General features: G+C 70.0%; 23 protein-coding genes. 10 read left to right on the plus strand and 13 right to left on the minus strand.

Features of this window, described 5'->3' with window-relative positions; all coding sequences use genetic code 11:
* Positions 1-10 precede the first annotated feature (10 nt).
* From F4553_RS18090 to F4553_RS18105, 4 genes are all read right to left on the minus strand, one after another.
* Positions 11-1,135 (minus strand): glycosyltransferase family 4 protein, encoded by a 1,125-nt coding sequence (locus F4553_RS18090; protein WP_184840858.1) that lies wholly within the window; start codon positions 1,133-1,135, stop codon positions 11-13.
* Positions 1,136-1,305: 170 nt separating this feature from the next.
* Positions 1,306-1,959 (minus strand): TIGR03089 family protein, encoded by a 654-nt coding sequence (locus F4553_RS18095; RefSeq protein WP_184837561.1) that lies wholly within the window; start codon positions 1,957-1,959, stop codon positions 1,306-1,308.
* A complete protein-coding gene (locus F4553_RS18100) occupies positions 1,959-3,926 on the minus strand; it encodes an acetoacetate--CoA ligase (RefSeq protein WP_184837563.1) in 1,968 nt (655 codons plus the stop codon). The genes F4553_RS18095 and F4553_RS18100 overlap by 1 nt, the downstream gene beginning before the upstream one ends.
* Before the next feature lie 112 nt (positions 3,927-4,038).
* Complete coding sequence (locus F4553_RS18105) at positions 4,039-4,554, minus strand: acyl-CoA thioesterase (RefSeq protein ID WP_184837565.1); 516 nt, start codon at positions 4,552-4,554, stop codon at positions 4,039-4,041.
* Positions 4,555-4,612: 58 nt separating this feature from the next.
* Between F4553_RS18105 and F4553_RS18110 the strand changes: the two genes are divergently transcribed.
* On the plus strand, positions 4,613-5,272 hold the full coding sequence (locus F4553_RS18110) for a hypothetical protein (protein WP_184837566.1): 660 nt from the start codon (positions 4,613-4,615) through the stop codon (positions 5,270-5,272).
* A 19-nt stretch (positions 5,273-5,291) separates the two neighbouring features.
* Positions 5,292-6,095, plus strand: coding sequence for a hypothetical protein (locus tag F4553_RS18115; RefSeq protein WP_184837568.1), 804 nt, complete (start codon positions 5,292-5,294; stop codon positions 6,093-6,095).
* A gap of 63 nt (positions 6,096-6,158) precedes the next feature.
* Here the strand turns inward: F4553_RS18115 and F4553_RS18120 are convergent, their stop codons facing one another.
* On the minus strand, positions 6,159-7,430 hold the full coding sequence (locus F4553_RS18120) for an MFS transporter (protein WP_184837570.1): 1,272 nt from the start codon (positions 7,428-7,430) through the stop codon (positions 6,159-6,161).
* Entirely contained in the window at positions 7,427-8,017 is a 591-nt protein-coding gene (locus F4553_RS18125; RefSeq protein WP_184837572.1) for a helix-turn-helix domain-containing protein, read from the minus strand. Before F4553_RS18125 ends, F4553_RS18120 begins: the two co-directional genes overlap by 4 nt.
* 122 nt (positions 8,018-8,139) lie before the next feature.
* Here F4553_RS18125 and F4553_RS18130 point away from each other — a divergent pair, with 122 nt between their 5' ends.
* Together F4553_RS18130 and F4553_RS18135 are read left to right on the plus strand one after the other, a co-directional pair.
* Complete coding sequence (locus F4553_RS18130) at positions 8,140-8,412, plus strand: GlsB/YeaQ/YmgE family stress response membrane protein (protein WP_184837574.1); 273 nt, start codon at positions 8,140-8,142, stop codon at positions 8,410-8,412.
* Between the two features lie 211 nt (positions 8,413-8,623).
* Positions 8,624-9,721 (plus strand): DUF4352 domain-containing protein, encoded by a 1,098-nt coding sequence (locus tag F4553_RS18135; protein ID WP_184837576.1) that lies wholly within the window; start codon positions 8,624-8,626, stop codon positions 9,719-9,721.
* Positions 9,722-9,761: 40 nt separating this feature from the next.
* Here F4553_RS18135 and F4553_RS18140 read toward each other — a convergent pair whose 3' ends face one another.
* Positions 9,762-10,229, minus strand: coding sequence for a MaoC family dehydratase (locus tag F4553_RS18140; RefSeq protein ID WP_184837578.1), 468 nt, complete (start codon positions 10,227-10,229; stop codon positions 9,762-9,764).
* A gap of 38 nt (positions 10,230-10,267) precedes the next feature.
* Entirely contained in the window at positions 10,268-10,864 is a 597-nt protein-coding gene (locus tag F4553_RS18145) for a TetR/AcrR family transcriptional regulator (protein ID WP_184837580.1), read from the minus strand.
* A 66-nt stretch (positions 10,865-10,930) separates the two neighbouring features.
* Between F4553_RS18145 and F4553_RS18150 the strand changes: the two genes are divergently transcribed.
* Both F4553_RS18150 and F4553_RS18155 read left to right on the plus strand, forming a co-directional pair.
* Positions 10,931-11,473 carry a GNAT family N-acetyltransferase gene (locus F4553_RS18150; protein WP_184837582.1) on the plus strand — a complete coding sequence of 181 codons (543 nt, stop codon included), beginning with the start codon at positions 10,931-10,933 and terminating at the stop codon, positions 11,471-11,473.
* 122 nt (positions 11,474-11,595) lie between these two features.
* Positions 11,596-11,901 (plus strand): hypothetical protein, encoded by a 306-nt coding sequence (locus F4553_RS18155; RefSeq protein ID WP_184837584.1) that lies wholly within the window; start codon positions 11,596-11,598, stop codon positions 11,899-11,901.
* 117 nt (positions 11,902-12,018) lie between these two features.
* Here the strand turns inward: F4553_RS18155 and F4553_RS18160 are convergent, their stop codons facing one another.
* Positions 12,019-13,101: a glycoside hydrolase family 19 protein gene (locus F4553_RS18160; RefSeq protein WP_184837586.1), complete on the minus strand. Its 1,083-nt coding sequence runs from the start codon at positions 13,099-13,101 to the stop codon at positions 12,019-12,021.
* A gap of 129 nt (positions 13,102-13,230) precedes the next feature.
* On the opposite strand from F4553_RS18160, the gene F4553_RS18165 reads away from it, so the two are divergent.
* Entirely contained in the window at positions 13,231-15,111 is a 1,881-nt protein-coding gene (locus tag F4553_RS18165) for a TCP-1/cpn60 chaperonin family protein (RefSeq protein ID WP_184837588.1), read from the plus strand.
* A 125-nt stretch (positions 15,112-15,236) separates the two neighbouring features.
* Here F4553_RS18165 and F4553_RS18170 read toward each other — a convergent pair whose 3' ends face one another.
* On the minus strand, positions 15,237-17,291 hold the full coding sequence (locus F4553_RS18170; RefSeq protein ID WP_184837590.1) for a glycosyl hydrolase family 28-related protein: 2,055 nt from the start codon (positions 17,289-17,291) through the stop codon (positions 15,237-15,239).
* A 272-nt stretch (positions 17,292-17,563) separates the two neighbouring features.
* Here F4553_RS18170 and F4553_RS18175 point away from each other — a divergent pair, with 272 nt between their 5' ends.
* Both F4553_RS18175 and F4553_RS18180 read left to right on the plus strand, forming a co-directional pair.
* Positions 17,564-18,136: a bifunctional 4-hydroxy-2-oxoglutarate aldolase/2-dehydro-3-deoxy-phosphogluconate aldolase gene (locus F4553_RS18175; RefSeq protein ID WP_184837592.1), complete on the plus strand. Its 573-nt coding sequence runs from the start codon at positions 17,564-17,566 to the stop codon at positions 18,134-18,136.
* Positions 18,126-19,067, plus strand: coding sequence for a sugar kinase (locus F4553_RS18180; RefSeq protein WP_184837594.1), 942 nt, complete (start codon positions 18,126-18,128; stop codon positions 19,065-19,067). The genes F4553_RS18175 and F4553_RS18180 overlap by 11 nt, the downstream gene beginning before the upstream one ends.
* 169 nt (positions 19,068-19,236) lie before the next feature.
* Here the strand turns inward: F4553_RS18180 and F4553_RS18185 are convergent, their stop codons facing one another.
* Entirely contained in the window at positions 19,237-19,995 is a 759-nt protein-coding gene (locus F4553_RS18185; protein WP_184837596.1) for an IclR family transcriptional regulator, read from the minus strand.
* Positions 19,996-20,024: 29 nt separating this feature from the next.
* On the opposite strand from F4553_RS18185, the gene F4553_RS18190 reads away from it, so the two are divergent.
* Positions 20,025-20,789 (plus strand): DUF6807 domain-containing protein, encoded by a 765-nt coding sequence (locus tag F4553_RS18190; protein ID WP_184837598.1) that lies wholly within the window; start codon positions 20,025-20,027, stop codon positions 20,787-20,789.
* Between the two features lie 70 nt (positions 20,790-20,859).
* Here the strand turns inward: F4553_RS18190 and F4553_RS18195 are convergent, their stop codons facing one another.
* Positions 20,860-22,527, minus strand: coding sequence for a pectate lyase family protein (locus F4553_RS18195; RefSeq protein WP_184837600.1), 1,668 nt, complete (start codon positions 22,525-22,527; stop codon positions 20,860-20,862).
* Positions 22,528-22,620: 93 nt separating this feature from the next.
* On the minus strand, positions 22,621-23,964 hold the full coding sequence (locus F4553_RS18200; RefSeq protein WP_184837602.1) for a pectate lyase family protein: 1,344 nt from the start codon (positions 23,962-23,964) through the stop codon (positions 22,621-22,623).
* Between the last annotated feature and the right edge of the window lie 133 nt (positions 23,965-24,097).

The raw sequence follows: 24,097 nt of genomic DNA on the forward strand, positions 1-24,097 counted from the left end.
ACCGGCGCCACTATCGCTTTACGTCGGTGATGGCCCGTTGCCAGGCGGCGATGTGCGCCTCCGCGCTCGCCGCCCAGGTGAATTCCGTGGCCCTGAGCAGGCCCGCTCGGGCCAGCGTCTTGCGGCGGGGCTCGTCGTCGAGGAGCGCGAGCAGGTCCTTGGCGATCCGTTCCGGGTCCTCGGTGGTGTATGCCACGGCATCGCCACCGACCTCGGGCAGGGAGAGCCGGGGGGTGGTGAGCACCGGAGCACCGCACGCCATCGCCTCCAGCACCGGCAGGCCGAAGCCCTCGCCATAGCTGGGGTAGGCGGCGACGAGCGCACCGCCGAGGAAGCCGGGCAGGTCGGCGTAGCGCAGGTAGCCCGGGCGGATGAGCCGCAGGTGCGCGGGCACCTCGGTCGCGGCCCGGTCGATGTCGTCGTCGTGGCCGGAGCCGCCTGCCACCACGAGCGCGGGCGGATTGGGCAGGTCGCGGACGGCGAGGACCCAGCCCCGGATGAGGTTGGGCACGTTCTTGCGCGGCTCCTTGGCACCGAGGAAGGCGACATAGTCGCCGGTGAGGCCGAGCCGGGCCCGCACCCGCGCCTTCTCCTCGTCGGTGGGTGCGTGGAACGCCGCCGGGTCGACGCCGTGATAGGCGACGTCGATGCGGGTGGGGTCGGCGTCGAGCAGCCGGATCAGCTCGTCGCGGGTCGCCTTGCTCGGCACGATCACTCGCGCGGCGCGCCGCATGGAGGTGCGGATCGCCGAGCGGAAGAAGGTGCGCCGCGAGGCGTCGTAATGCTCCGGCTCGGTGAAGAACGTCGCGTCGTGGACGGTCACGGTCACCGGGCAGGACGCCCGCAGGGGACAGGTGTAGAACGGCGAGTGCAGCACCTCCGCCGAGACCTGCTGGGCGAGGATCGGCAGGCCGGTCTGCTCCCAGGCGAGTCGGGCGGGTCGGTGCGCCGCCGCGGCGGGCGCGGCGATCACTCGGGCTTGCGGCAGCATCTGCTGATAACGCTCCTGGTCGGAACGCTGAGCCACGACGCTCAGATCATCCGAGAGCAGGGTGCCCACCGCACCGAGGAGACCGTCGAGATAACGTCCGACACCGCCCCGGTCGGCTGGGACGCTGGTGGCGTCGACTAGCACGCGGGCCACGGGTCACTCCTTCGCGCTCTGCGGCACGGGTCACGCGCCGCTGATTCGCGTCAGCGCTGCTCGCTCCGGCCGCTGTGCCTTCTTGAGTGTGCGCTGCGTCACAGTTGTCATTACTACCTTACGTCAGCACAGCACGTTCCGGTGGTCGGCGACGCGACAGTTCACTCACTCATCCGGTCTGATTCAGCATCCATCCGGATGGTTACCCGCTCTGACGTCGCTTTACGCGCCAATGTGGACACGTCCGTGTGTGAACAGGCCACAATCGAAGAACCCGCCGCGAGTGGCGCCCAGAGCCACACCGACGGCTCCGGGTGGCGGTCGGTGTCGATCAAAACCCGCCCCGCTGCGGCTTCGCGGGGCTCCAGCTCCATCGGCTGGTACGCCGAGAAGAAGTCCCCGTGCTGCCTCGCCTCCAACGCCCAGTCCCCCACCCCGCCGGGCAGATCCCGCATGGGCAGGGCAAAAGGGTGCAGCGAGACCGCGAGCCGCTCGTCGGCCCCGGCGATCTCGGCCAGCCGCTCCAGGGTCGCGAACCCCACGTCGGCGGTGCCGGTGTCGACCACCCGCACTCCGGCGGCGGCACACCCGAGCAGCACGGCGGCGGTCTGCCAGTGCGGTGGCAGGGCCACCACGGCGGTGCTCCCCGGTCCCAGGCCCAGCCCGTCGACGAGCAGGTTAGCCGTCTTGTTCGTCCAGTTGGCGAGCGTCGCCGTGGAGAGCTCGGTGCGCTCGCCGGTGGCGTCGTCGTACCAGGTGAGGCGGGGTTGGGCGGGGTCGGCGGCGCGGGCGAAGAGGTCCCGGACGGTCGTCATCAGTTGCCTCGCTCGTGGGCGAGCCGCTCGAAGGCGAGCAGCGACTCGGGGTTGGCCAGGGCGCCCTTGGCGGCGGCTGCGTCGACCGGCGTGCCGGTGAGGATGCGCTTCACCGGCACCTCCAGCCTCTTGCCGGACAGGGTCCGGGGTGCCGCCTTGACCTGGTGGATCTCGTCCGGGATGTGGCGCGGTGACAGGGCTGTCCGCAGCTCTCGGGCGATCTTGGCGCGCAGCGCGTCGTCGAGCTCCATCCCGTCGGCGAGCACCACGAAGAGCAGCAGTTCGCCGGCGCCGCCCTCGGCGTCCTCCAGGTGCACGACGACGGAGTCGACGACCTCGTCCAGCCCTTCGACGACGGAGTAGAACTCGCTCGTGCCCAGGCGTACGCCGCCGCGGTTGAGCGTCGCGTCGGAACGCCCGGTGATGATGCAGCTGCCGTGGTCGGTGATCGTGATCCAGTCGCCGTGCCGCCACACCCCGGGGAAGACATCGAAGTAGGCCTCCCGGTAGCGGGCACCCGACTCGTCACCCCAGAAGCCGACCGGCATGCTCGGCATCGGCGCGCTGATCACGAGCTCGCCCAGCTCGCCGAGGACCGGCTTGCCCGTCGGGTCGAAGGCCTCCACCCGGGCACCGAGGCAGCGCGCCGCGATCTCGCCCTCGAAGACCGGGTTGAGCGGGCTCGCGCCGACGAAGCCGGTGCAGACGTCCGTGCCGCCGGACAGCGACTGGAGTTGCAGGGTCGAGGAGACCGACTCGTAGACCCAGCGGAACCCCTCGGGCGGCAGCGGCGCGCCGGTGGACCCGAGCCCGCGCAGCCCGGACAGATCGGCCAGCTCGCTCGGCACGACTCCAGCCTTGCGACAGGCGAGCAGGTAGGGCGCCGATGTCCCGAAGTAGGTCATCCCGGCGGTCTCGGCGAGTCGCCACAGCGCCCCGAAGTCCGGGCTTCCGTCCACCTTGGGCGCGGGGTCGCCGTCGAAGAGGACGATCGCGGCGCCGACGGCCGGGGCCGAGATGAGGAAGTTCCACATCATCCAGCCGGTCGTGCTGAACCAGAAGAAGCGGTCCCCGGGGCCGAGGTCGTGGTGCAGGGCGAGCATCTTCAGGTGCTCAAGCAGGATGCCGCCGTGCCCGTGCACGATCGGCTTGGGCAGCCCGGTCGTCCCGGAGGAGTAGAGGACGTAGAGCGGGTGGTCGAAGGGGACGGCCTCGAAGGTGAGCGGCTCGTCGGTCTCCCGGGTGAGCTCCGCCCAGCCGTCGGTGTCGGACAGTCCCGCGTAGTCGAGGACGACCGTGTGCGCCAGCGACGGCAGGGCGGCCTGGATCCCGGCCACCTCGCCCCGGCGGTCGATCAGCTTGTCGCCGTAGCGGTAGCCGTCGACGGCGACGAGGACCTTCGGCCCGATCTGGGTCCAGCGGTCGGTGACGCTGCGGGTGCCGAACTCCGGGGCGCAGGACGAGAAGATGGCGCCGAGGCTCGTCGTCGCCAGCAGCAGCACGAAGGTCTCAGGGATGTTGGGGGCATAGGCGGCCACCCGGTCGCCCTTCGCCACGCCGAGGCGGCGCAGGCCGGCGGCGGCTCGGCGTACCTGCTCGCGCAGCTCGGCGGCGGTGAGCGTGACCGGCTCGCGGGTCTGCGAATAGCCGATCACCACCGGCGCGTCGTCGGCGATGCCCGGCATCCGCAGCACGTGCTCGGCATAGTTGAGCGTCGCACCGGGGAACCAGCGAGCACCCGGCATGTGCGCGTCGCCCAGGGTCTCGGCGGGTTCGGTGTGCGCGACGACCTCGAAGTAGTCCCAGATCGACCGCCAGAAGCCGGGCAGATCGTCGACCGACCACTGCCACAGCTCGGCATAGCCGCCGAAGGTGCGCCCCCGCTCATCGGCGAGCCACCGCAGGTAGTGGCCGATGCGGGTCGTCTCGAGAACGTCGGCCGGCGGGGTCCACAGGATCGTGGTCATCGTGCTGCTCCTCCCACGGGCACGCCACGGCTGTGTGCCGGCCCACCGTCCCATCCTGCCCGAGTGCCGTACCGGCCGGAGATGGAGGTCGGCCACACGACCAGCCCGAACCTTATGTGCGCCCCTCCTGCTTCTCACTGCGGTGCTTGTTGATGGCCTCCCTCGATGCGAGCCGGTGCGCCCGGCGGATCTGCGCCTCGGCGAATCTGCGCTCGTTCTTGGGGGTGTCCGGGATCACGGGATTGACGGTGCGGGGCTGGCCGTCCTTGTCCACCGCGACGAAGACCAGGTAGGCGGTGCCCACCTTGACCGCGTCGGTGCCGAACTGGTCCCAGCGCTCCGCCCGGACGGTGACGCCGACCTCCATCGAGCTCCGGCCGGTCCAGTTGACCTGCGCATAGACGTGCACAAGATCGCCGACGCGGACCGGTTCCAGGAAGAGGATCTCGTCGATCGCCGCGGTGACCGCGATGCCGCCGGAGTGGCGGGCGGCGGAGGCCCCGGCCACGTCATCGATGAACTTCATGATGACTCCACCGTGGACGGAGCCGTAGAGGTTCACGTCGACCGCGGTCATGATGCGAGACAGGGTGACCTGTGAGTGCGCGGTAGGACGGCCTTCAGTCATGCCGTGACGATACCTATGGACCTGTCGCGCGGAGTGACGAGACGGTACCCTGCCCCGCATGCGTCATCTTTGGAGCCTCCTCGCCGGGCTCACCATCGCACCCCTCACCTGGGTGCTACTCGCGTATGCCAACGGCGGCATCCATGTCACGGCGGACGCCATCGGCACCAACCCGCCGGTCATCGCGACTGCCCTCGTCGCCATCGCGGGTCTCATCGTCGGCTCCATCGCGAGCCTGCGGGTGTCGCCGCTGGGACCGCTCTTCAGCGGGCTGCTGCTGATCAGCGTCTCCGTGCTGGGCCTCGCCATCCCGGGCGAGTTCTACCGGTCGCTGCCGGACCTGCCGGAGATCTCCGACCTCCGCTCCGCGACCCTGTCCGTGCCGGTCGGCAACGGCGAGCTGCTGCTCGTCGGCGCCATCCTGGTCTTCGCGGTCTTCAGCGCGCAGCGCTGGCGGATGTGGCCCACGTCGAAGCTCCACCCGACGGTCGGCCCGGTCAACCCCATGATCGACACCGGCCGGATCGAAGCGATCAAGAGCTGGTCACCGGGCGAGGACACCGGATCGACGCCGACCGCGGCCACGCCCACGGTCGCCACCCCGGTCTACCTCGCCGACGACCCGACGAACCCCATCGTCGCCGGGAAGCACGCCAGCACCGACAAGACTGAAACCGACGGCGCGTCGCCGTGGGCCGCACCGCCCACCGGCCGCTGATCATCGGAGGATTAGGCGCATGCGCCATCTAGGTTCGCTCGCTCTGGCCCTGGTGCTCGCACCGGCGGTCTTCCTGCTCACCGGTGTCGGCCTCGACGCCTTCGCCGCCGCCTCGGCCAAGGGCCCCGACCAGGCGCCGATGGACACCACGCTCGCCCTGGCGGCGCTCGCCGTCGCCGGTGGCATCTACGCCGTGCTGGTCATGGCCCGGCTCTCCCCCATCGGCCCGGCCTTCGCCGGTCTGCTCCTGCTCGGCGTCAGCGCCTGGCCGATGATCGACGCCGAGGGTTACAAGATCGCCCTCACCGACTTCATGGGCCTCTTCTCGGACACCGTGGAGATCCGCGGCTTCAACCTGGTCGGGATCAGCGGCCTCGGCGTCTTCCTCGCCGTCCCGCTGCTCGCCACGGTGGCGAGCCCGCGTCGCTGGAGCCGTTACGCATTCCCCCTCGCCGAGGTGGAGGCATCGAGCGGCGGCGGTTACAGCGGTGGTTCCGCACCGGACGCCACGCGATACATGCCGTCGCAGGGCACCGAGCCGGTCACGACCGGACTGCCGGACATCAAGGCTCCATCGCTCGGCTACCCGCGTGCAGCGGCCGGGCAGGTCTCCGCGCCGCCCGTGCCACCGGCGGTCGTGACGCAGCCGGTCCCGCCGCCCGCCGCGGTGACGCAGCCCGTACCGCCCCCGGTCATCGCACCGCCGGTCGTCTCGGCCCCGCCCGTCATCTCCGCCCCGCCGGTCATCGCGCCGCCGGTGCTCGGTGGCGGCGAGACCGTCAGCCTCATCGACGGCGACCCGGACAAGACCCGCCAGCTCTGACCCGTTGTGCAGCACAGCGTGGCCTTCTCGCCAAGGGAGGCCACGCTGTGCCGCATCACGGGGCTAGACGGCGACGACCTCCCGCTCCACAGCAGGCTCCGCCGCACCCGGTGAGCCCCGACCGGCGTCCATCCGGCGCCACCGCTTGCCGAAGAACGGCACCAGGGTGACGGCGAGGTAGATCAGTCCGGTGATGAGCAGCCCTGCCCGCAGGCTCACCAGGTCGACGAGCAGCCCACCCAGCAGGCTGCCGGCCGGGATGCCCGCCCAGGCCGCCGCGGTGACGAGGCCGAAGACCCGGGCCTGCAACCGTTCCGGAATGACCTCATAGCTCACCGCGCTCAGGATCGGGTTGACCACGGAGATCGCCACCCCGGCGGTGGCGGCCATCGCGACGACCGTCCAGACCGGAGAGTCGAGCGCCATGACGAGGAACCGGGGCGCTCCGCCGATCAGGAAGCCCACGGCGAACGGCCCGAGTCTCGGCCAGCGGGGCGCGACCAGGGTGTACGCCGCGTTGCCCGCGACGGCACCCAGCGCGAAGACCCCGGCGAGCAGGCCGATCCCGGCCGGGGATCCGAAGACGTCCCGGGACCAGACCGGCACGAAGACCGTCGTGTAGGCCTGGTCGAACAGGTTGGTGGCGAAGAGCATCAGCACGATGCCGAGGGTCAAGGGCTCCCGTCGCACGAAGCCCAGCCCGGTCCGCAGAGCGGTGAAGTAGGGCTCGGCGGGCTCGGCCGACCCCGACGGCTCATCGGTCGGCCGGTTGCGGACCAGCCCACCGATGATGAATGCCGCGACCGCGAACGACGCCGCATCGATGAGCAGCACGTCGACCGCGCCGAACGTGGCCGCGAGCACCCCGGCGAGCGGCGCACCGACGAGCGTGGCGGCCCGGGCGATGCCGTCGTAGAGGCTCACCGCGCGGGTCATCTCGACACCGGACTCGGCGATCGCCGCGGGCAGCAGCACCCGCTTGGCCGAGTCGCCGAACCCTCGGACCAGGCCGATCACCCCGACCAGGCCGAGCAGCAGTCCGAAGTCGAGGCGGCCCAGGTGGTGCAGGAGCGGGACGGCGGCGACGAGCGCGGCACTGAGCACGTCGACGACGACCGAGATCCGGCGCGCGCCGAGGCGGTCGATGAGCGGACCACCGGCGGCGGAGGCGATCACATAGGGCAGCATCTCGGTCAGCGCGACGAGCCCGGTCTTCGTGGCGCTGCCGGTGGTGACGAGGACGAGCCAGGGCAGCGCGACCGCGGTCATCCTGCTGCCGAACAGCGAGATCGCCTCGGCGGTGAGCAGCCCGACGAGTCCGGCCAGGCGCCTCATCGGAGGTCACCCCCGTGCCCGGCGACGCGCGGGAAGGGCATCAGCTGGTATTGCAGCATCACGCGCTCGGTGCCGTCGGGCAGCTCGCCCGCCGGTTCGTCCCGGCGGTAGGTGTCGATGAGCGCCTGGAACTCCACGAGAAATCGCGCCGCCTCCTCGGGGCGCAGTCGCAGCAGGGCGTTGGAGAGGGTCATGCCCTCGTGCCACTCCTCGGGGATGGTGGTGAGCTCGCCGAGCCAGCGGTCGACCCGGTCGGCATACTCCGCGGCGACGGCGCGGAGGTATGCCTCGCTGTCGGCCGGCGATGCCCGCGCGTCCTCGGCCTGGAGGGTCGTCGTCTCGTGAGCGGCCCGCCACCAGCGCTCCCGCCCGTCGCCCTGGGTGTCGTCCTCGACGACGAAGCCATAGGCGGCGAGTTGGCGCAGGTGATAGCTGGTGGCTCCACTGGACTGGGCGAGCCGCTCGCCGAGGCGGGTCGCGGTCGACGGCCCGTCCTCGCGCAGCAACGAGAGGAGTCGCACCCGCAACGGGTGCGCGATGCCGCGCAGCGCCTTGCCGCGCAGCTCGACGCGAGTCGGTTCGGTCATATCGCAAAGATAGCTTTGCAAAGAAGTCTTTGCAATCCTCCGACGGAAAAACCTCCCTACAGCGACCTGCGGGTCTACCGTGATTTTGGAAGATCCATCAGTGCCGAGTACGGGGGTTGGTCATGATCGGAACGATCATCTGGGGCATCATCGGCGGTGCCATCGTGGGTTACCTGGGGCGCCTGCTGCTGCCCGGTGCTCAGAACATCTCCGCCGTCGTCACGATCATCGTCGGCATCCTCGCCGCGACGCTGGGCGGCATCCTCGCCGACGCGCTGGGCGTCGGCGACACCAACGGCATCGACTGGATCAGGCACATCATCCAGCTTGCCCTCGCCGTGTTCTTCGTCTGGCTGGCGACCCGGTTCTTCGGGAACAAGACCGCGACCCGCTGATCCGACGAGCACCACGACAGCGCCGGGCGATCCTCGCCCGGCGCTGTCGCGCGCCAAGACCGCCGCAACTCTTCAAGAGTTGGTCCTAAAAGGGTCGGCGCATGCCGAAAGCGGGCATCCTAACCAGCCGATTCACGTTTCGGACAGGGTTGACCAATGTGGCCTCAAGCCGCCGTGGCCCTTCGTAGTGTCGCCAACGGAAGGAGAGAACATGCATCCAATCCTGGGAGCGTTTCTCCTGGCCGGCACCATCACGGCCAGTACGCCGACAGCGCCGCTCGTCCCGCCCGCAGCCCCCGACGTCTCGGTCGCGATAGCGCCCAGCGCCGATGGCACCAGCTTCGATCTGCGGATCGTCAACACCTCCGACAAGGCAGTCCCCACCCTCGTCACGCAGACCCTCCCCGATGGAGCCGGTCCGGCGAAGGCGAGCGAGGGCGGCAAGGTGACCGCGTCGGCGGTGAGCTGGCAGCCGACAGTGCCACCACACGCGACGATCCGGCTGACGACCACGCTCGCCGCCGTACCGACCGCGGTCCGGCAGGTCAGCTCCGTCTGCGCGGCGGACCCGAGGACGGGGCGGATGCACGACTGCGCCTCCGCCGTCACCACGCTCGCCCCGCCTCCCGAGCCGTCGACGCCGTGGTGGCGTAGCGCATGGCTGCTGCTGGGCCTGCCGCTGCTCGGGCTCGGCGCCTGGGGATTCTGGCGCTGGCGCAACCGCACCCGACCCGAGGACGACGACGAGGTGGCACCGGAGCCCGCGCCCGCCGTCGAGGCGAAACCGCGCCGGGACTACCGCCGGTTCGCGCCGCTGGTCTCGATCATCGCGATCTTCGCCGTGGTCGGCGGGGTGATCCTCGTCGCCAAGCCCTACATCCGCGATGGGGTGACGACGGGGCGGGCATTCCTCGGCGAGTCCGGCTGGTACGGCGAGAAGCATCAGGCCCTGCTCGGCGCACCCACGGCGGACGAAGCGGTCGAGTTCACGGTGCATCGCGTGCAGTGCACCACCGGCAAGGCCGGGACCTGCACGGTGACCGCTCAGTTCCGCAACATCAGCGGCACCAGGCAGCCCTGGTACCTCGGCATGCAGCGCCTCTACACCGGCGAGGACCAGTGGGTGCAGCCGGATGTGACCGCGACGCTCGCCGCCAACGGTGGTGTGGACCCCTTCGCGAGGCCGCTGGAGCCGGACGCCGAGGTGCTGGCGACGCTGAAGTTCGCCCTGCCGACGGGCACGAAGCCCATCCGGCTGGAGCTGCGCGAGGGACCGGCCGCCCGCGGCGTCTTCATCAACCTGCCCTGATCCATTCTCGATCGGCGCGGCCCGGCCCGGGTCGCGCCGATCAGTCCGCGTGGCCCCGCAGCAGGATGACCTCCTGCGCGGTGCAGGCCTTCGCGACCTTGCCGTCGTGCTCCACCTCGAAGGTGAGGCCCACGACCACCTCGATGAATCCCTTCGGCCGGGGTCGCGCGTCGACGACGTCGGCGAGCATCCGCACCCGCGCACCCACCGGTACGGGTGCCCGCAGCAGCACGTTGTTGAGCCCTCGGTTGACCGTCATCTCGACGCCCTCGACCCGCCAGATCTCCGCCAGCAGCGCCGGTGTCAGCGCGATGGTGAGGAAGCCGTGCGCGATCGTGCCGCCGTAGGGTCCGGTCGCGGCCCGCTCCGGATCGGTGTGGATCCACTGGTGGTCCCAGGTCGCCTCGGCGAAGAGGTCGACCTGGCGCTGGGTGATCTCGTGCCAGGCGGAGCTGCCGAGGTGTCGGCCGACCATCGTCACCACCTCATCGAGCTTGCTGACGAGCATGCGATCTCCCTCTGTGGCTGGTCGGGGAATCGTAGCGGTCACCGTTGCAGCCGCGCGATGAAGCCGTCGACGAGCGCGATCTGCCGCTGCGCCGGGAATCGCGCCGGATCGAAGATCGCCTGCACCACGATCCCGTGCGCGAATCCGGCCGCGGTGGCGACGATGTCGTCCGGGTCCACATCGTCGGGGTCGCCGGCGAGCTGCCCGAGGCGGATCGCCGCGTCGACGTGCGGGCGCAGCATGCCCCGCCACCGCTCGTACCGCTGCAGCTCCACCTCGGCGAGCTCCGCATCGGAGAGTGCGGCGTCCCAGAAGCTGATCCAGACCCGGTTCATCGCGGTGCTCTGCGGCGTCAGCGGCATGACATCGAGCAGTGCGGCGCGCAGCCCCGGCAGGCCTTCGCCCGCGGAGGTGAAGCGCTCCCGCCCGGCGGTGTGCTGCTGGGCGATCTCCAGCGCATGCCGGACCAGCGCCTGCTTGCTGGGGAAATAGTGCGTCAGCAGCCCGGTCGAGGAGCCCATGTGGGTCGCGACGGCCCGCAGCGTGAGCCCGCCGAAGCCCTTCGCCGCGAGCACCTGCCAGACCGCCTCGGAGACGTCGCGCCGGCGAGCGTCGTGGTCACCGCGTGCGGGCATGTCACCCTCCGTCCGTTCACGAGCTAGAATACATAACAAACGTTTGGTACGCAGACAGGAGCCCCCATGCTCAGCCAGCCCCTTACCCCGAACGCCGACCTGCGCACCCTGGAGCCGTTCCACGCACCGCAGTTCGCGGCGTACATCGACCGCAACCGGGACCACCTCTCCCCCTGGCTGCCCTGGGCGGTCATGCTCACCGACGAGGAGCAGACCCGAGCGTGGCTCCAGCGGTACGCCGACGACACCGCCCGCGACGCCGGCCGGATCTACGGGATCTGGCTCGACGGCGAACTCGTCGGCGGCACGCTCTTCCGCACCTTCAACGCGAGGTTCCGCCTGGCCGAGATCGGCGTCTGGCTCTCCCCCGAGGCCGAGGGCAAGGGTTTGGTCACGACCGCGGCGCGGGCGATGATCGCCTGGGCGATCGGCGAGCGCGGCATCCACCGCGTCGAGTGGCGAACGGTACCGGAGAACAAACGAAGCATCGCTTGCGCAGAACGGCTCGGCATGACCCTGGACGGCACCCTCCGCGAGGCCTTCCACCACAACGGCAGGCCACACGACGTCCACGTCTACTCCCTCCTAGCCCCAGCCTGGACACCCTGACCCCCCGCCAATTCGCGTTGATCAAGGGAAGACTCGCCGCATATCGCGCACCCCCGATGGCGAGTCTTCCCTTGATCAACACGAATATCGGGCCCTTACGCGGCCTATCACCACTACGCTGGATGACGCTCATCGGGTGGTGTGCCATGGCTGGGCAAACACGAACCAAGCTCAGTCTGAGCATTAGTCGGCTGATACCCACCGCGCTGCTTGCGCTTGCAGTCGTCGCGTGCGGGACTGGCGAGGGTGGGCCTGAAGAGTCTCCGGCGGTCTCGGTGACCACCGCGGCATCGACGAAGCCCAGTGCCGCAACGATCACCAAGCACACCGTCACCGAGACCCGGGTTGTGCCGTTCACCAAACGCATCCGCCAGGATCCCCTGCTGAACATCGGCGAACGCCGGGTCAACGCCCATAATTCGCGTTGATCAAGGGAAGACTCGCCATCCGGGGTGTCCGATATGCGGCGAGTCTTCCCTTGATCAACGCGAATTATGGGGCGGACGCCGCCGCAGGGGTGGGGCGGCATCCGCCTGGTGGAGTGGCTAGCAGTAGAGGTTGTTGCCTGCGGTGGTGCCCAGGATCTGGACGAACTGCTGGTATGCCGTCACCCGGCTCTGGACCTGGCCGGGGTTGCCGCCGTTGCACTCGATCGACCCGTTGATGCTGCGGATCGTCTCGCCGAATCCGGCGCCGTTGACCATCGCGTTGTGCGGGGTCATGGTGCCCGGGCCGTTCTGGGTCATCCAGTACCAGATGCCGGTCCGCCAGGCGACCGAGGCATCGGTCTGGACCAGGTTGGGGTTGGTGAGCAGCGGGAGGCCCAGCGCGTCACCGGCGGCCTTGTAGTTGAAGTTCCAGCTGAGCTGGATCGGCCCGCGGCCGTAGTACATCGCCTGCCCGGCCGGGCAGCCGTAGGACTGGCTGAGGTCGCAGTAGTGCGGGTAGTTCGCCGTGTTCTGCTCCACGATGTAGACCAGGCCGCCGGTCTCGTGGTTGACGTTGGCGAGGAAGGCCGCGGCCTCCTGGCGCTTCACGGTGTCGCTGCCGGTCTTGGCGAACGCGGGGTAGGCGCTCAGTGCCGCGACCAGGCCGGAGTAGGTGTAGAACGAGTTGCGGCCCGGGAACATCTGGTTGAACTGGGCCTCGCTCACCACGAACGCGCCGGGGTTGGTCGGCGGTGGCGAGGAGGGCGGCGTTCCGGTGCAGGTGTAGGGGTCCCAGTACCAGGTGCTGATGATCGGGTCGTAGCCCGGGTTGTCGTGCTCGGCGATGTAGTAGAGCCCGTTGGTGTAGCGGACGATGTTGCCGGTGACGTAGTTGGTGCCCGCCGCCCAGTTGGGGTGGTTGCAGGCGCCGGGGGTCGGCGAGGGCGGGGTGCCGCCGCCGCAGACGCCCTGGTCGGCCCAGACTCCGGTGGTCCCGGGAGGAGCTTCGTTGAGCGTCCACCACTTCGCGAGCCAGTTGTGGCTGTTGCGGGAGGCGACCATGCCGTTGGTGTAGGTGGTGGTGGCGCTCCACGGTGTCGCGCAGGCTGCGGCCGAGGCGACGGTGGAGGGGAGGATGACCGCCATCGCACCGGTGATGACCAGGGCGGCGATCGTGGCTAAGGTTCGCATTCTCGACATGCGTTTTCCCTTCCTGCGGCGCGGGCGCGCCGGGAATTGTCAACGTTTACGAATATGCATCGATGCACATGTACGGTAGCAGTTAACAATTAGGATTCCTAACAGTATTCTGCGGTTAGTCTGCCAACCGTGGCGGATCACGTCTTCATCAGTTACAGCCGGGCCGACGGCGACTACGTGCGGCGGCTCGTGGAACATCTGGGCCGTCACGGCGTACCCGTCTGGGTCGATGACAAGCTGGACTATGGCGATGAGTGGGCCGCGGTCCTGCGCGAGCAGATCGCGAGCTGCGCGGCCCTGGTCGCGGTGATGACGCCGACGGCCGAGGCCTCACCGTGGGTGGAGCGCGAGATCGCCTATGCCGAGCAGCTCGGCAAGCCGATCCGGCCGTTGCTCCTCGCCGGTCAGGGCTTCTTCCGGCTCGGCGATCTCCAGCGGGAGAACGTCACCGGCGGCGAGCTGCCGAGCGACGCCTTCGTCGCCGGACTGCGCGCGCTCACCCGGCCGACGGGCGACCCGGTCGCGGCGACGGCACCGGCGGTCGGCTGGCGGGCGATCGCCGACGGCTTCGCGGAGGTGTCGGCCCTCGTCGCCCGCACGCTCGGACCGCAGCGCCGACGCGCGCTCGTCACCGCTGCGGACGGCCGGACCGTCGAGGCGGTCGACGCCCGCGGCATCGTCGCACACCACGCCACCGGCGGCGGCCATCGCGGCATCGGCGCCGAACTCGCCCGCGACCTCGTCTCCATCATGGACAGACATGCCGGTGACGGCACCGCGAGCGCCGTCGTCTTCACCGCGGCGCTGCTGTCCCACGCCGCGACCGAGCTGGCCGCGGGCGCCAACCCCGCCGTGCTGGACCGGGGCATCGGCGCCCAGCTCGACCGCGTCGGTGCCGAGCTGGGCGACGGACTGCTCGCGATCGAGACCAAGGAGCAGCTCCACGCCGTCGTCGCGACCGCTACCGGCGCCGCCGCCGTCGCGGACCTCGTGACGACCGCCTTCGACAAGGTCGGCCGGGACGGTGCGATCGTCGCCGAGGCCGGGAGCACGCGCGGGTTCGAGCTGTCGCTCGCCGAAGGGCTGCGCCTCGACCAGGGTTACCTCTCCGCGCAGTTCGTCACCGACCCGGTTCGCGACCGCGCCGAGCTGGAGAGCCCCTGCGTGCTGCTCATCGACGGCACCGTGAGCGACGTGCGGGTGCTGCTGCCCGCGCTGGAACGGGTCAAGGAGGCGAACCGATCGATCGCCGTCATCGCCCGTGACCTCGACGGCGACGCCCTCACCACGCTCGTCGTCAACCACGTGCACCACACGCTGCGGTCGGTGGCGGTCCGGGCGCCCGGCTACGGCGACCGACAGGCCGCGATCCTCGGCGACATCGCGGTCCTGACCGGCGCGCGGGTGGTCACCCCGGCCGAGCTGACGGCGGTCACCCTCGCGGACTTCGGCAACCTCCGGCGGATCGTCGCCACCGCCGAGCACACCACCCTCGTCGACACGATGGGCGATCCGCAGGTGATCGGAGCGCGGGTCCACGCGATGCGCGCGGAGATCGAGCGTGCCGGGAGCGCCTACGACGCGGAGATGCTGCAGCGCCGGTTCGCCGCGATCGCGGGCGGCGTGGCGTGCCTGCGCTTCGGTGGACGGACGGCGGCCGAGACGGAGGCCGTCGTCGACTCGCTGAATCGCACGCTGCTCGTCGCGAGCTCCGCCGCGACCGACGGGGTCCTGCCGGGCGGCCTGCTCTGGCTCGCCCGGCGCCCGGCACCGCCGTTCCTCGCGGCCGCGCTGCGAGCGCCCTTCGACCAGGTGGTGCGCAACGCCGGCCACGACCCGGCCCGCGCACTGCGCGCGCTCGAAAAAGCAGGACCCCGTGTCGTGTACGACGTGAGCACCGACCATCAGACCGACGCTCTGAGCAGCGGAATCGTCGACTCGGCCCGGACGATCCGGACGATCCTGGCCGGGGCGAAGGCGACCGTGAGCCGCTTCCTCGCCCTGGCCTGAACGGCGCGGCTCCGGCGCGAGGAGCCCCGCCGGGGCGCCAGAAATACTGCGGGCGGACTCTCGAGTCGTGAAACCCGAGGGCCCGCCCGCAGCCTCTCCTTCTTACCGAGCCGAGCTGACTCGCATCACCAGGCGGAGGGTGCCGGGGGCACCACGACCGGCGGGCGGTCGTCACAGGTGATGGTGTTCGGCAGCTGCCACGATCCGAACCAGGGTCCGGTCGTGCCGCCGCCGTCGTTGCCGCTGCCCGAGAGCGAGAACTCCGAGCCCGACGGCGTGAAGTGGAACGAACCGCAGTTGTTGATGCCGACGGCACCCACGTTGCGGGCGTCGACGTTCTCGAAGGTCGCCGAACCCGCCACGCGACCGCTGACGACCGAGGTGCCCGTACCGTCGACCTTGATGTCCTTGAAGTGGACGTTCGTGATCGTGTAGAGGTCCTTCACCGGCCAGTCGCTGACGAACATGATCGCGTTGTAGGTGTTGTCGAGGAAGTTGTCCCCGACGACCTGGATGTCCGCGTCGATGCTCTTGTCCAGCGCGAAGAACCAGATCGCGCCGAGACCGATGTTCCAGTTGAGCTCGAAGGTGCCCGCCCGGACCGTGGTGTTGTTGGTGATCCACAGGTGTCCGGTGAACGCCACCGCGCCGAAGCGGGAGCCGACCTGGATCGCGCTGCCCTCACGGATCGGGTCCGCGATCAGGTTGTTGGAGACGGTGTTGTCCGCGCCGCCGTAGATGGCGATGCCGTTCGCGAGGACCGGCGTCTGCACGGTGTTGTGGTCGAACGTGTTGTTGGCGTTGGCGGTCGTCTCCGACCACATCGCCAGCGCGTCGTCGCCCGAGTTGCGGATGAAGTTGTTCTTGACCAGCGAGTCCGTCACGCCGATGTGGAAGTTCAGACCATCGGCGATCTGGTCGACGATCACGTTGTTGGTGACCTTGACGTTCGACATCGGACCGTCGAACCAGAGGCCGACCTTGGTGTGGCGGATGTAGAGGCCGTCGATCGTCGAGTTGCTCATCGCGCCACCGATGCCGTTGACCTGGTCGGTGTCGATGCGGTCGCGGACGTCACCCTCGATGGCGAAGCCGGAGAGGTGGACGTTGGTGCTGCCGCCGACCGACGAGTCCTTGCCATAGAAACCGACGCCCGTGTGGACCGAGCCATCGGGGGCGGGGGTGCTCAGCGCGACCTCTTTGCCCTTGATGATGGTCCACCAGCTGCCGGCGCCCTTGATCGTCACGTTGTCGACGATGATGTGGCGGTTGACCTGGTAGGTGCCCGGCGGGACGTAGACGTCGAGGTGGAAGCGCTTCGCGAAGGCGATCGCCTTGTCGAACGCGTCGGCCGAGTCCTTCTTGCCGAACGGGTCGGCACCGAAGAGCAGCACGTTGGACGCGATGAGGTCCACGTAGGGCAGGCCGACGAGCTCGGAGTCGAGCAGGTCGATGACGGTCCACGCCGCGTTGCTGCCGGCCGGGACCGTGAGCCGGACCTTGTCGCCCGCCTTGTACTTCTTGTTGAGCAGCAGGCGCTGCTCGTCGTAGAAGTGGTTGGGGCGGAACGGGGTGGTGATGACGGGCGCCGGCGTCGTGTACGCCGGCACGCAACCGCACTCCGTGATCCACCAGTCGGGGTGCAGCAGACCGGCGTTGGGGTCGTTGGAGAACGGGTACTGGTTGTAGAGCCACGCGTACTGCGAGGTGAGCGTCATGGTCTTGCGCGAACCGCCGTTGACGGTGACGTCGAGCGGAGCGGTGATGCCGCCGCCTTTGGGCGCGTCCGGAATGCTGTAGCGCACGTTGATCGCGTTTGCGGCGCTCGGCAACGTGAACTCGACATACTGTCCCGGCGTGAGCTTGACCGCCGTCCGGCCGGATGCCTCCGCCGGAAGCGTGTAGGCGGCGCGGCTCGGACCGATGATGGTGCCGTTGTGCGTGGCGTTCTCCGCCTCCTGCTCCAGGAAGTTCACGCTGGCGCCCCGGCCGGCGACGAGCGCCGGGTCGAGAGCGGCCCGCGTGACGACGGGAGCCGGTGCGGCGGCGAAGGCTGTGCCCGCGCCGGTCAGCACACTGAGTGTTACTGCGGCCGCTGTCGCCGAGGCGACCCCCGCCGCGGCCCAGCGAGAGGACCCGAGGGACCACCTCGCTGTAGATCCGATGATGTTCCGTGACATCGAATGACTCGATTCTCTCGGGGTGGTGAACGCCTGCCGACGCTCGAGGCGAGAACGTCCTCCGTCGTGGGGTGCACGGTCGTCATGCCTCGTTTACGGGTACGAAACAGTACGCGACTGGTCGTCATGTTATTGCGAAGTTCTGTAGTTATTCAAGCGCAAGTTTGTCCAAAAATTTTGAGCGCAATGTTGGCATTTGAAGCGGGACAGGCGCTTCCCACCTCGGGCTTCACCGTTGCGCCGTTCCTTTGAGCGGACTATCGTTCCGTGTGATGGAACGATTGACAGAAATCCTCGCCCAGGCTCGTGTCGTCCCGGTGATCCGACGCTCCACCCCGGACACCGCCGAGCCCGCTGCACGCACGCTGCTCGACGCGGGCCTGCCGGTCATCGAGCTGACCGCCAACACGCCCGACTGGGCGGAGACGCTGCTGCGCCTGCACGCCGACTATCCGCACGCCGTCATCGGCCTCGGCACCGTGACCTCGACCGGCATCGCCCAGGAAGCGCTCCACGCCGGGGCCCACTTCCTGGTCAGCCCCTGGCCGGTGCCGCAGGTCCGCGGCTTCGCCGATGAGCACGGCCTTCCCCTCTGCGAGGGCGGCTTCACACCCGGCGAGATCGCCTCGGCGGCATCGCGCGGCATCGCCAAGCTCTTCCCGGCGAGCACCGTCGGGCCCGCCTACCTCAAGTCGCTGATCGCCGTGCTCCCGAGCGGCAGCGCGGTGATGCCGACCGGCGGGATCACCCTCGACAGCGTGCCCGCCTGGCTCGCCGCAGGTGCGATCGCCGTCGGCGTCGGCAGCGACCTCGACCGGCTGCCGGAGGTGTGGCGTGCGCTATGACGTCGTCGTGATCGGCGAGCCGCTGATCGAGTTCGTCGCGGACGAGCCGTTGAGCGCGGCCACCGCCTTCACCCTCGGGTTCGCCGGGGACGCGCTCAACGCCGCGGTCGCGGCGGCCGCTGCCGGGGCCCGCACGGCACTCCTCACCCGCCTCGGCTCCGATGAGCTGTCGGACCGGCTGGTGGCGTACCTGTCGGTTCACGGCGTCTCCACCGACCTGGTGCTGCGCGAGTCCGGCCAGTCCGGTGCCTACGTGCTCGGCGCCGATCCCGACGGGACGAGGGCCTTCGCCTACCTGCGCGCGGGGAGTGCCGCGACCCGGCTGACACCGGCGGATGTGGATGCTGCCGGGCTCGGCGACACCCGAGCGGTCCTCTTCAGCGGGATCACCGCCGCGCTCTCCGAGTCGTGCCTGCTCGCCGTCCGCCGGGCGGCCCGGGTCGTCCGCGAATCGGGCGGGCACGTCGTCTACGACCCCAACTTCCGGGCCCGGCTCACCACGGCCGAGGCCGCGAGCGCCGCGTTCACGCAGCTCGCACCCGACCTCACGGTGGCACTGCCGTCGGCACCGAGCGACACCGCCGCGCTCTTCGGCTGCACGAGCGCCGTCGAGGCGGCACGGGCGGTGCACGAGCGCGGCACACCGATCGCCGTCGTCACCCAGGGCCATCGCGGCGTCGCCGTCTCCGAGCGCGGCCACCTCACCGAGCTGCCCGTCGTACCGGCCCCGCACATAGTGGACGCGACCGGCGCCGGTGACAGCTTCGCCGGGACGCTCACCGCCCGACTGGCACTCGGTGACGACCTGCTCGGGGCGGTGCGGCTCGGCACGGCGGCCGCGTCGCTGGCCCTCGGCGGCCGCGGCGGTACGGGCCACGTCGCGTCGCTCGCCGAGTCCCGAGCCCACCTCTCCGGCCATGCCACGGTCTGAGAGCGTCCGCACCAGCGCTGCCGGTGTCACGTTTTGCAGCAAAGCGTGGCCTCGCGCGGCGAAATGGCCACGCTTTGCTGCAAAACGTGACACGCCGCGGACCGCGGGCCGTGACACACCGCGGACCGCGGGCCGTGACGGGCCGCAGGGCGCGCTCAGCTGCCGGAGGTCAGGCGTGGCCGCCCAGCGCCGCAGAGATCTCGACCGCTGCCGCGACCGCCTGCGCGCCCACACCGGGGATCGCCTCCGGACCGAGCTCCAGCGCCAGCGCCGAGACGCTCACCGCGCCGACGACCTCGCCCTGTCCCCCGGTCACCACGGCCGCGACGCAGCGCAGGCCGGGCTCGTTCTCCTCGTCGTCGACGGCGTAGCCGCGTTCCCGCACCTCGGCGAGCACCCGCAGCAGCGCGCCGAGATCGGTGATCGTCCGGGACGCGAGGCGGGGCAGGCCGGTCCGGGCGCAGATGGCACGCACCTGCTCCTCCGGCAGCGCGGCGAGGATCGCCTTGCCGATCGCGGTGGAGTGCAGGTGCAGGCTCTGCCCGACCCGGGACCGCATCTCGTAGGGCCGGTCGGCGGCGAGCTTGTCGGCGTAGACGACCTCGTCGCCCGAGCGCAACCCCAGGTGGACGGTGAAACCGGTGCGGTCCCGCAGCGCCGTGAGCGCCGGGCGGGCGGCCTTGGCCGGGTCGAGCCGTCCCATCACCCGGCCCGCCAGCGCCAGCACCCGGGGACCGGGCAGATAGCCGCCCTCGCCGTCGGTCGTGGCATAGCCTCGCGCCACCAGCGACTGCAGAATGCGGTGCACGGTCGACTTCGGCAGCCCGGTCGCCGCCGTGATCTCGGCGAGCCGCTCGTGGTCCGCGAGTCCGTCCAGCACCGAGAGCACCTTGTCGACAGCGCCGTCCGAGCCGCCACTGGAGTTCATGCGGCCGAGCCTAGCCCCGGGAGCAACTCATGAATCTGAAGGTGGGCGGCGTGACCGTCGCCGACTACGTGATCGAGCCCGACCTCGACGCCACGCTGTCGCCGAGGCCCTATCTGCATCCGGTGCGGACGCTGAGCGGGGTCGTCGTGACGGACACGCTGCCCGAGGACCATCTGTGGCACCTGGGGCTGTCGCTCGCGATGCAGGACGTCAACGGCAACAACCTCTGGGGCGGCAGGACCTATGTCCGCGGTCAGGGCTATACGTGGCTCGACGACCACGGCCGGATCACGCATGAGGGATTCGACTCCGTCGCCGACGACCGGCTGGTGCAGCGGTTGGCGTGGCGCGGTCACGACGGCGGGGTGCTGCTGCACGAGCGGCGCGAGCTGGTCGCGACCCTGGTGGGCGAGAGCGCCTGGCGGCTCGACCTGAGCTGGGACCTGGCGGCGTCCGAGCGGGTCACCCTGGGCAGCCCCGCCACGAACGGCCGTCCCGACGGCGCCGGCTACGGCGGCTGCTTCCTGCGCTTCGCGCCCATCCGGGGGGTACGCGTGACCGCCGGCGAGCTCGTCGGCGAGGAGGAGGTCAACGGCTGCGCCGAGGATGCCGTGGAGTGGGCCGCCCCCGACTACACGGTGACGATGACGGGTGCCGAGCGCTGGTTCGTGCGTACCGGCATCTACCCCGGCGTCTGCGCAGCCTGGGCCTTCGAGCAGGTCCGGGTGATCGAGCCCGGCACCAGTTGGAGCGGTTCCTTCACCGCGACATTCGAGGACGTGGCCCCCGCGTGACCGCACCAGCCAAGATCGCCGCAACTCTTCAAGAGTTGCGGCGATCTTGGGGCTAGCAGGTGGTTGCCGGTCAGATCTTGCCTACACCGGCGCCCGCCGACACCAGGGCCTTGATCGATGCGGGGTCGTCGAGGGTGTAGGAGTAGTACAGGCTCGGCTCCTGGACGGTGCCGGAGCAGTCCGGCTGGCCGGGCTCGTTGCCGGTGTAGATGTTGTTGCGCGCCACGCACCGGCCGGCGGGCCCGGCGTAGCTGTTGGAGATCGGTTCTTCCACGCTCTCGAAGTAGTTGCCCTCGACCATGCAGCCCGCATAGGTCTGGCAGGCGACGCCGACATCGGTGTTGTGGAAGTAGTAGTTGTTGTAGATGTGCACCGGCTCCCCGTAGCGGACCCGCGGGTTGCGCTGCGGGGTCTGGTCGAACCAGTTGTGGTGGTAGCTGACCTTCAACCGGTTGGTGTCCTGCACGTCATCGGCGTCGTCGCGGCCGAGCAGCATGTTCTTGCTGTGGTTGTGCGTGTGCACCCACGAGACGGTGACGTAGGACGAGCCGCGCTTGATGTCGATCAGCCCGTCATAGCCGAGCGCCATGTCGAGGTGGTCGAGCCAGATGTGGTGCGAGAACATCTGCACGTTGATCGAGTCGTCGGTCGCGTTGCGGAACGACAGGTTGCGGATGATGACGTTGTTGACCGCGTCCGCCGGTGGCGAGGTGATCGCGTCCGAGATCGGGATGCCGATGTTGAGGCCGCCGCCGGTGATGAGCGCCGTCGCGCCGATTCCGATGATCGACTTGTTCGAGGTGACCTGGTGCATCTGCGGCGTGGCGGGGAGCGTGATCGTGCCGCGTACGCAGATGTTGAGCGGCCCGGACTGCCCGATCGCCGCGAGGAACTCGGCGGCCGTGTCCACCTCGATCGTCGGTCCGCCCGCGCCGCCGGTGGTGCCGTTGCGGCCCCAGGCGTTGACGGCGGCGAAGCCGGTCGGCGAGCCCGAGGTGTTGCAGGTGCCGGGCGGCAGCGGTGAGCTGGACGGCGATGGCGGAACCGACGCCGAACCGGAGGCCGACGGCGACGGCGGCGGCGCGTTGTCGGTCACCGTCACGTCGTCGAACGACGCACCGGCGTAGTAGGTCGACAGGCCGATCTTGCCGGCGCTGAAGGAGCTGTCGTTCGCGCTGACGAGCTGCTGCCCGTCGACGGAACCGCTGAGCGTGCCTCCGGCGAGCCGTAGCGTCACCGTCCGCCAGACACCGGTTCCGGTGCCGGTGGGTGCCGACGCCAGGCTGGTGAACCCGCCGCCGACCCGCTTGCCGAGCTCCAGTACGCCGGTGGAGCGCAGCGCGAGGTAGTAGTAGCTCGTCGTGCTCTGCAACCGGCCGAGGACCGCGACGGAGCGGTTGGCCCCGTTGTAGGCGAGCGGCTTGATCCGGGCCTGCACCGTGTAGTCGGTCCAGGTCGCCTGGCCCGCCTGCGCCTTGGCGTCGGCACCGGTGCTGGTCTGCTGGTAGACCTGGCCGCCGTCGACCGCGACGGCCCAGCTGCCACCCGACTTGGACCAGCCGTCGGCGTTGCCGTCGTTGAAGTCGTCGGTGAAGAGGGAGGCGGCATAGGCGGTGCCGCCGAAGGGGATCATCCCGGCGGCGACGATCACCGCCATCAATCCGGCCCCAGCGGCCGCGATCAGGCTGAGCTTTCGGTTTCGATGCCGTCCGAGTGGGAGTTCTGAGCGGTTGTTCATCGTTGAACCTCCTCATTAATTGGTCCGCGGCCCGGTGGCCCGGTGCTGGGCGCACACCGGCGGGCGCCCACCGGCCGCGGGGCACTGTGCCGCCTACCAGGCGGGGATCAATCGACCGGCGCCGGAGAGCAGCGTCACGACGGGCACGGTCAGTGCGGGCAGCGGCGGATAGGCGCGCAGCGCGGGCGTCCAGCCCGCATCACCGCCAAAATCAAGATCATGAGTCGCGTTGTACGCCGCCAGCAGGCTCACCGCCGCCGGGCGCCCCGACTCGGGCCGGACCCAGGTGCCGAGCTCGGTGAGCCTGGTGCCCTTCCAGTCCTTGAGCACCTTGTCGGCGGTGATCCCGTCGTTGAGCGCGACGTAGTTGTTCTCCAGGTAGACGGCCGACTGGATGCCGATGCCGACGCTGTAGTCGTAGGTCGGGCCGCCGACGCGGAAGTAGTTGTTGTAGACGTCGACCTGGCCGAACCGCACCCGCGGCGCCCGCTGGCCGACCTCGTCGAAGACGTTGTGGCGCAGCGTCACCCGCAGCTTGCCGACGTCGGGTCCGACCGTGTCGCTCGATCCGATCAGCATCGTCTTGTCGTGGTTGGTGAAGACGTTCGCCGAGACGGTGACGAGGTCCGAGGTGTGGGTGATGTCGAGCGCGCCGTCGTGCACCTGCCACGGCCGTCCGAAGTAGACCGGCTGGGTGGAGTCGGGGTTGCCCTCGTCGGAGAAGGTGTTGTGGTCCACCCAGACGTTGGTCGAGCGGCGGACCGAGACGAGGTCGTACTCCGAGTTCCAGTTGCCCTCGGCGCCGTCGGTGGGCCGCCAGCGGGGGAAGCAGTCGGCGGCGTCGGTGAAGGTCAGGTTGCGGACGATGACGCTCGTGGCGCCGTCGATCATCAGGGTGATGTGCCGCAGCTTCGCGCCGCGCAGGCCGACGATCGTCGTGTTGGAGCCGACCTTGAGCTCCATCAGCGCCCGCTGGGCGGCGACGGAGCGCACCCGTGCCTGCTCGATCGGCCCGCTCGGGTCGGTTGCCCGGCCCCAGACGGCGGGGTCATAGGCGGCGAGGTAGTCGGTGAGGTTGTAGGCGGGGTCGGCGAGGTCGGCGCAGGTGAGCGGTGCACCCGCCGCGCTCGTGAACCCGTCGATCTCACCGGCGACATAGACGATCTTCGGGTCGCTGCCGAGCAGCGCCGCCGCGAGGGCGGCCCGGTCGCGGACCACGAAGGTGTGCGCCTCGTCGGCGGCCGACCCGCCGGCGGTGCCGATGCCCGAGGCGGCCCAGCCGTCCGATGCCGCCAGCGGCTGGTGCGCCACCTGCCTGGCCAGCCAGGTGACCTCGTCCGCCCCGTGGCGGGCTGCCCCGGCCTGCGCCGGGACCGCTCCACCGATCGCGAACAGCGCGGCGACCAATGGGACAACGCCTATCAATGACTTTCTCATCCAGCACTCTCCGCGATTCCGATGTGTTACGTCATCGTGAATTTATGGAAAGCGCTTACCCAAAGTCAATGTCATGAATGTGCAGCTTTGTTGCAGCCATTCGAGTGCACTTCTGGCCGCTCCGGGCCAGCAG

The sequence above is a fragment of the Allocatelliglobosispora scoriae genome, from assembly GCF_014204945.1.
Classification (GTDB): domain Bacteria; phylum Actinomycetota; class Actinomycetes; order Mycobacteriales; family Micromonosporaceae; genus Allocatelliglobosispora; species Allocatelliglobosispora scoriae.

Bases quoted from the DNA above. Each gene is read 5' to 3' on its own strand.
- F4553_RS18095 (WP_184837561.1), bottom strand. From the start codon at position 1,959: ATGACGACCGTCCGGGACCTCTTCGCCCGCGCCGCCGACCCCGCCCAA.
- F4553_RS18100 (WP_184837563.1), bottom strand. From the start codon at position 3,926: ATGACCACGATCCTGTGGACCCCGCCGGCCGACGTTCTCGAGACGACC.
- F4553_RS18105 (WP_184837565.1), bottom strand. From the start codon at position 4,554: ATGACTGAAGGCCGTCCTACCGCGCACTCACAGGTCACCCTGTCTCGC.
- F4553_RS18110 (WP_184837566.1), top strand. From the start codon at position 4,613: ATGCGTCATCTTTGGAGCCTCCTCGCCGGGCTCACCATCGCACCCCTC.
- F4553_RS18115 (WP_184837568.1), top strand. From the start codon at position 5,292: ATGCGCCATCTAGGTTCGCTCGCTCTGGCCCTGGTGCTCGCACCGGCG.
- F4553_RS18120 (WP_184837570.1), bottom strand. From the start codon at position 7,430: ATGAGGCGCCTGGCCGGACTCGTCGGGCTGCTCACCGCCGAGGCGATC.
- F4553_RS18125 (WP_184837572.1), bottom strand. From the start codon at position 8,017: ATGACCGAACCGACTCGCGTCGAGCTGCGCGGCAAGGCGCTGCGCGGC.
- F4553_RS18130 (WP_184837574.1), top strand. From the start codon at position 8,140: ATGATCGGAACGATCATCTGGGGCATCATCGGCGGTGCCATCGTGGGT.
- F4553_RS18135 (WP_184837576.1), top strand. From the start codon at position 8,624: ATGCATCCAATCCTGGGAGCGTTTCTCCTGGCCGGCACCATCACGGCC.
- F4553_RS18140 (WP_184837578.1), bottom strand. From the start codon at position 10,229: ATGCTCGTCAGCAAGCTCGATGAGGTGGTGACGATGGTCGGCCGACAC.
- F4553_RS18145 (WP_184837580.1), bottom strand. From the start codon at position 10,864: ATGCCCGCACGCGGTGACCACGACGCTCGCCGGCGCGACGTCTCCGAG.
- F4553_RS18150 (WP_184837582.1), top strand. From the start codon at position 10,931: ATGCTCAGCCAGCCCCTTACCCCGAACGCCGACCTGCGCACCCTGGAG.
- F4553_RS18155 (WP_184837584.1), top strand. From the start codon at position 11,596: ATGACGCTCATCGGGTGGTGTGCCATGGCTGGGCAAACACGAACCAAG.
- F4553_RS18160 (WP_184837586.1), bottom strand. From the start codon at position 13,101: ATGTCGAGAATGCGAACCTTAGCCACGATCGCCGCCCTGGTCATCACC.
- F4553_RS18170 (WP_184837590.1), bottom strand. From the start codon at position 17,291: ATGTCACGGAACATCATCGGATCTACAGCGAGGTGGTCCCTCGGGTCC.
- F4553_RS18175 (WP_184837592.1), top strand. From the start codon at position 17,564: ATGGAACGATTGACAGAAATCCTCGCCCAGGCTCGTGTCGTCCCGGTG.
- F4553_RS18185 (WP_184837596.1), bottom strand. From the start codon at position 19,995: ATGAACTCCAGTGGCGGCTCGGACGGCGCTGTCGACAAGGTGCTCTCG.
- F4553_RS18190 (WP_184837598.1), top strand. From the start codon at position 20,025: ATGAATCTGAAGGTGGGCGGCGTGACCGTCGCCGACTACGTGATCGAG.
- F4553_RS18195 (WP_184837600.1), bottom strand. From the start codon at position 22,527: ATGAACAACCGCTCAGAACTCCCACTCGGACGGCATCGAAACCGAAAG.
- F4553_RS18200 (WP_184837602.1), bottom strand. From the start codon at position 23,964: ATGAGAAAGTCATTGATAGGCGTTGTCCCATTGGTCGCCGCGCTGTTC.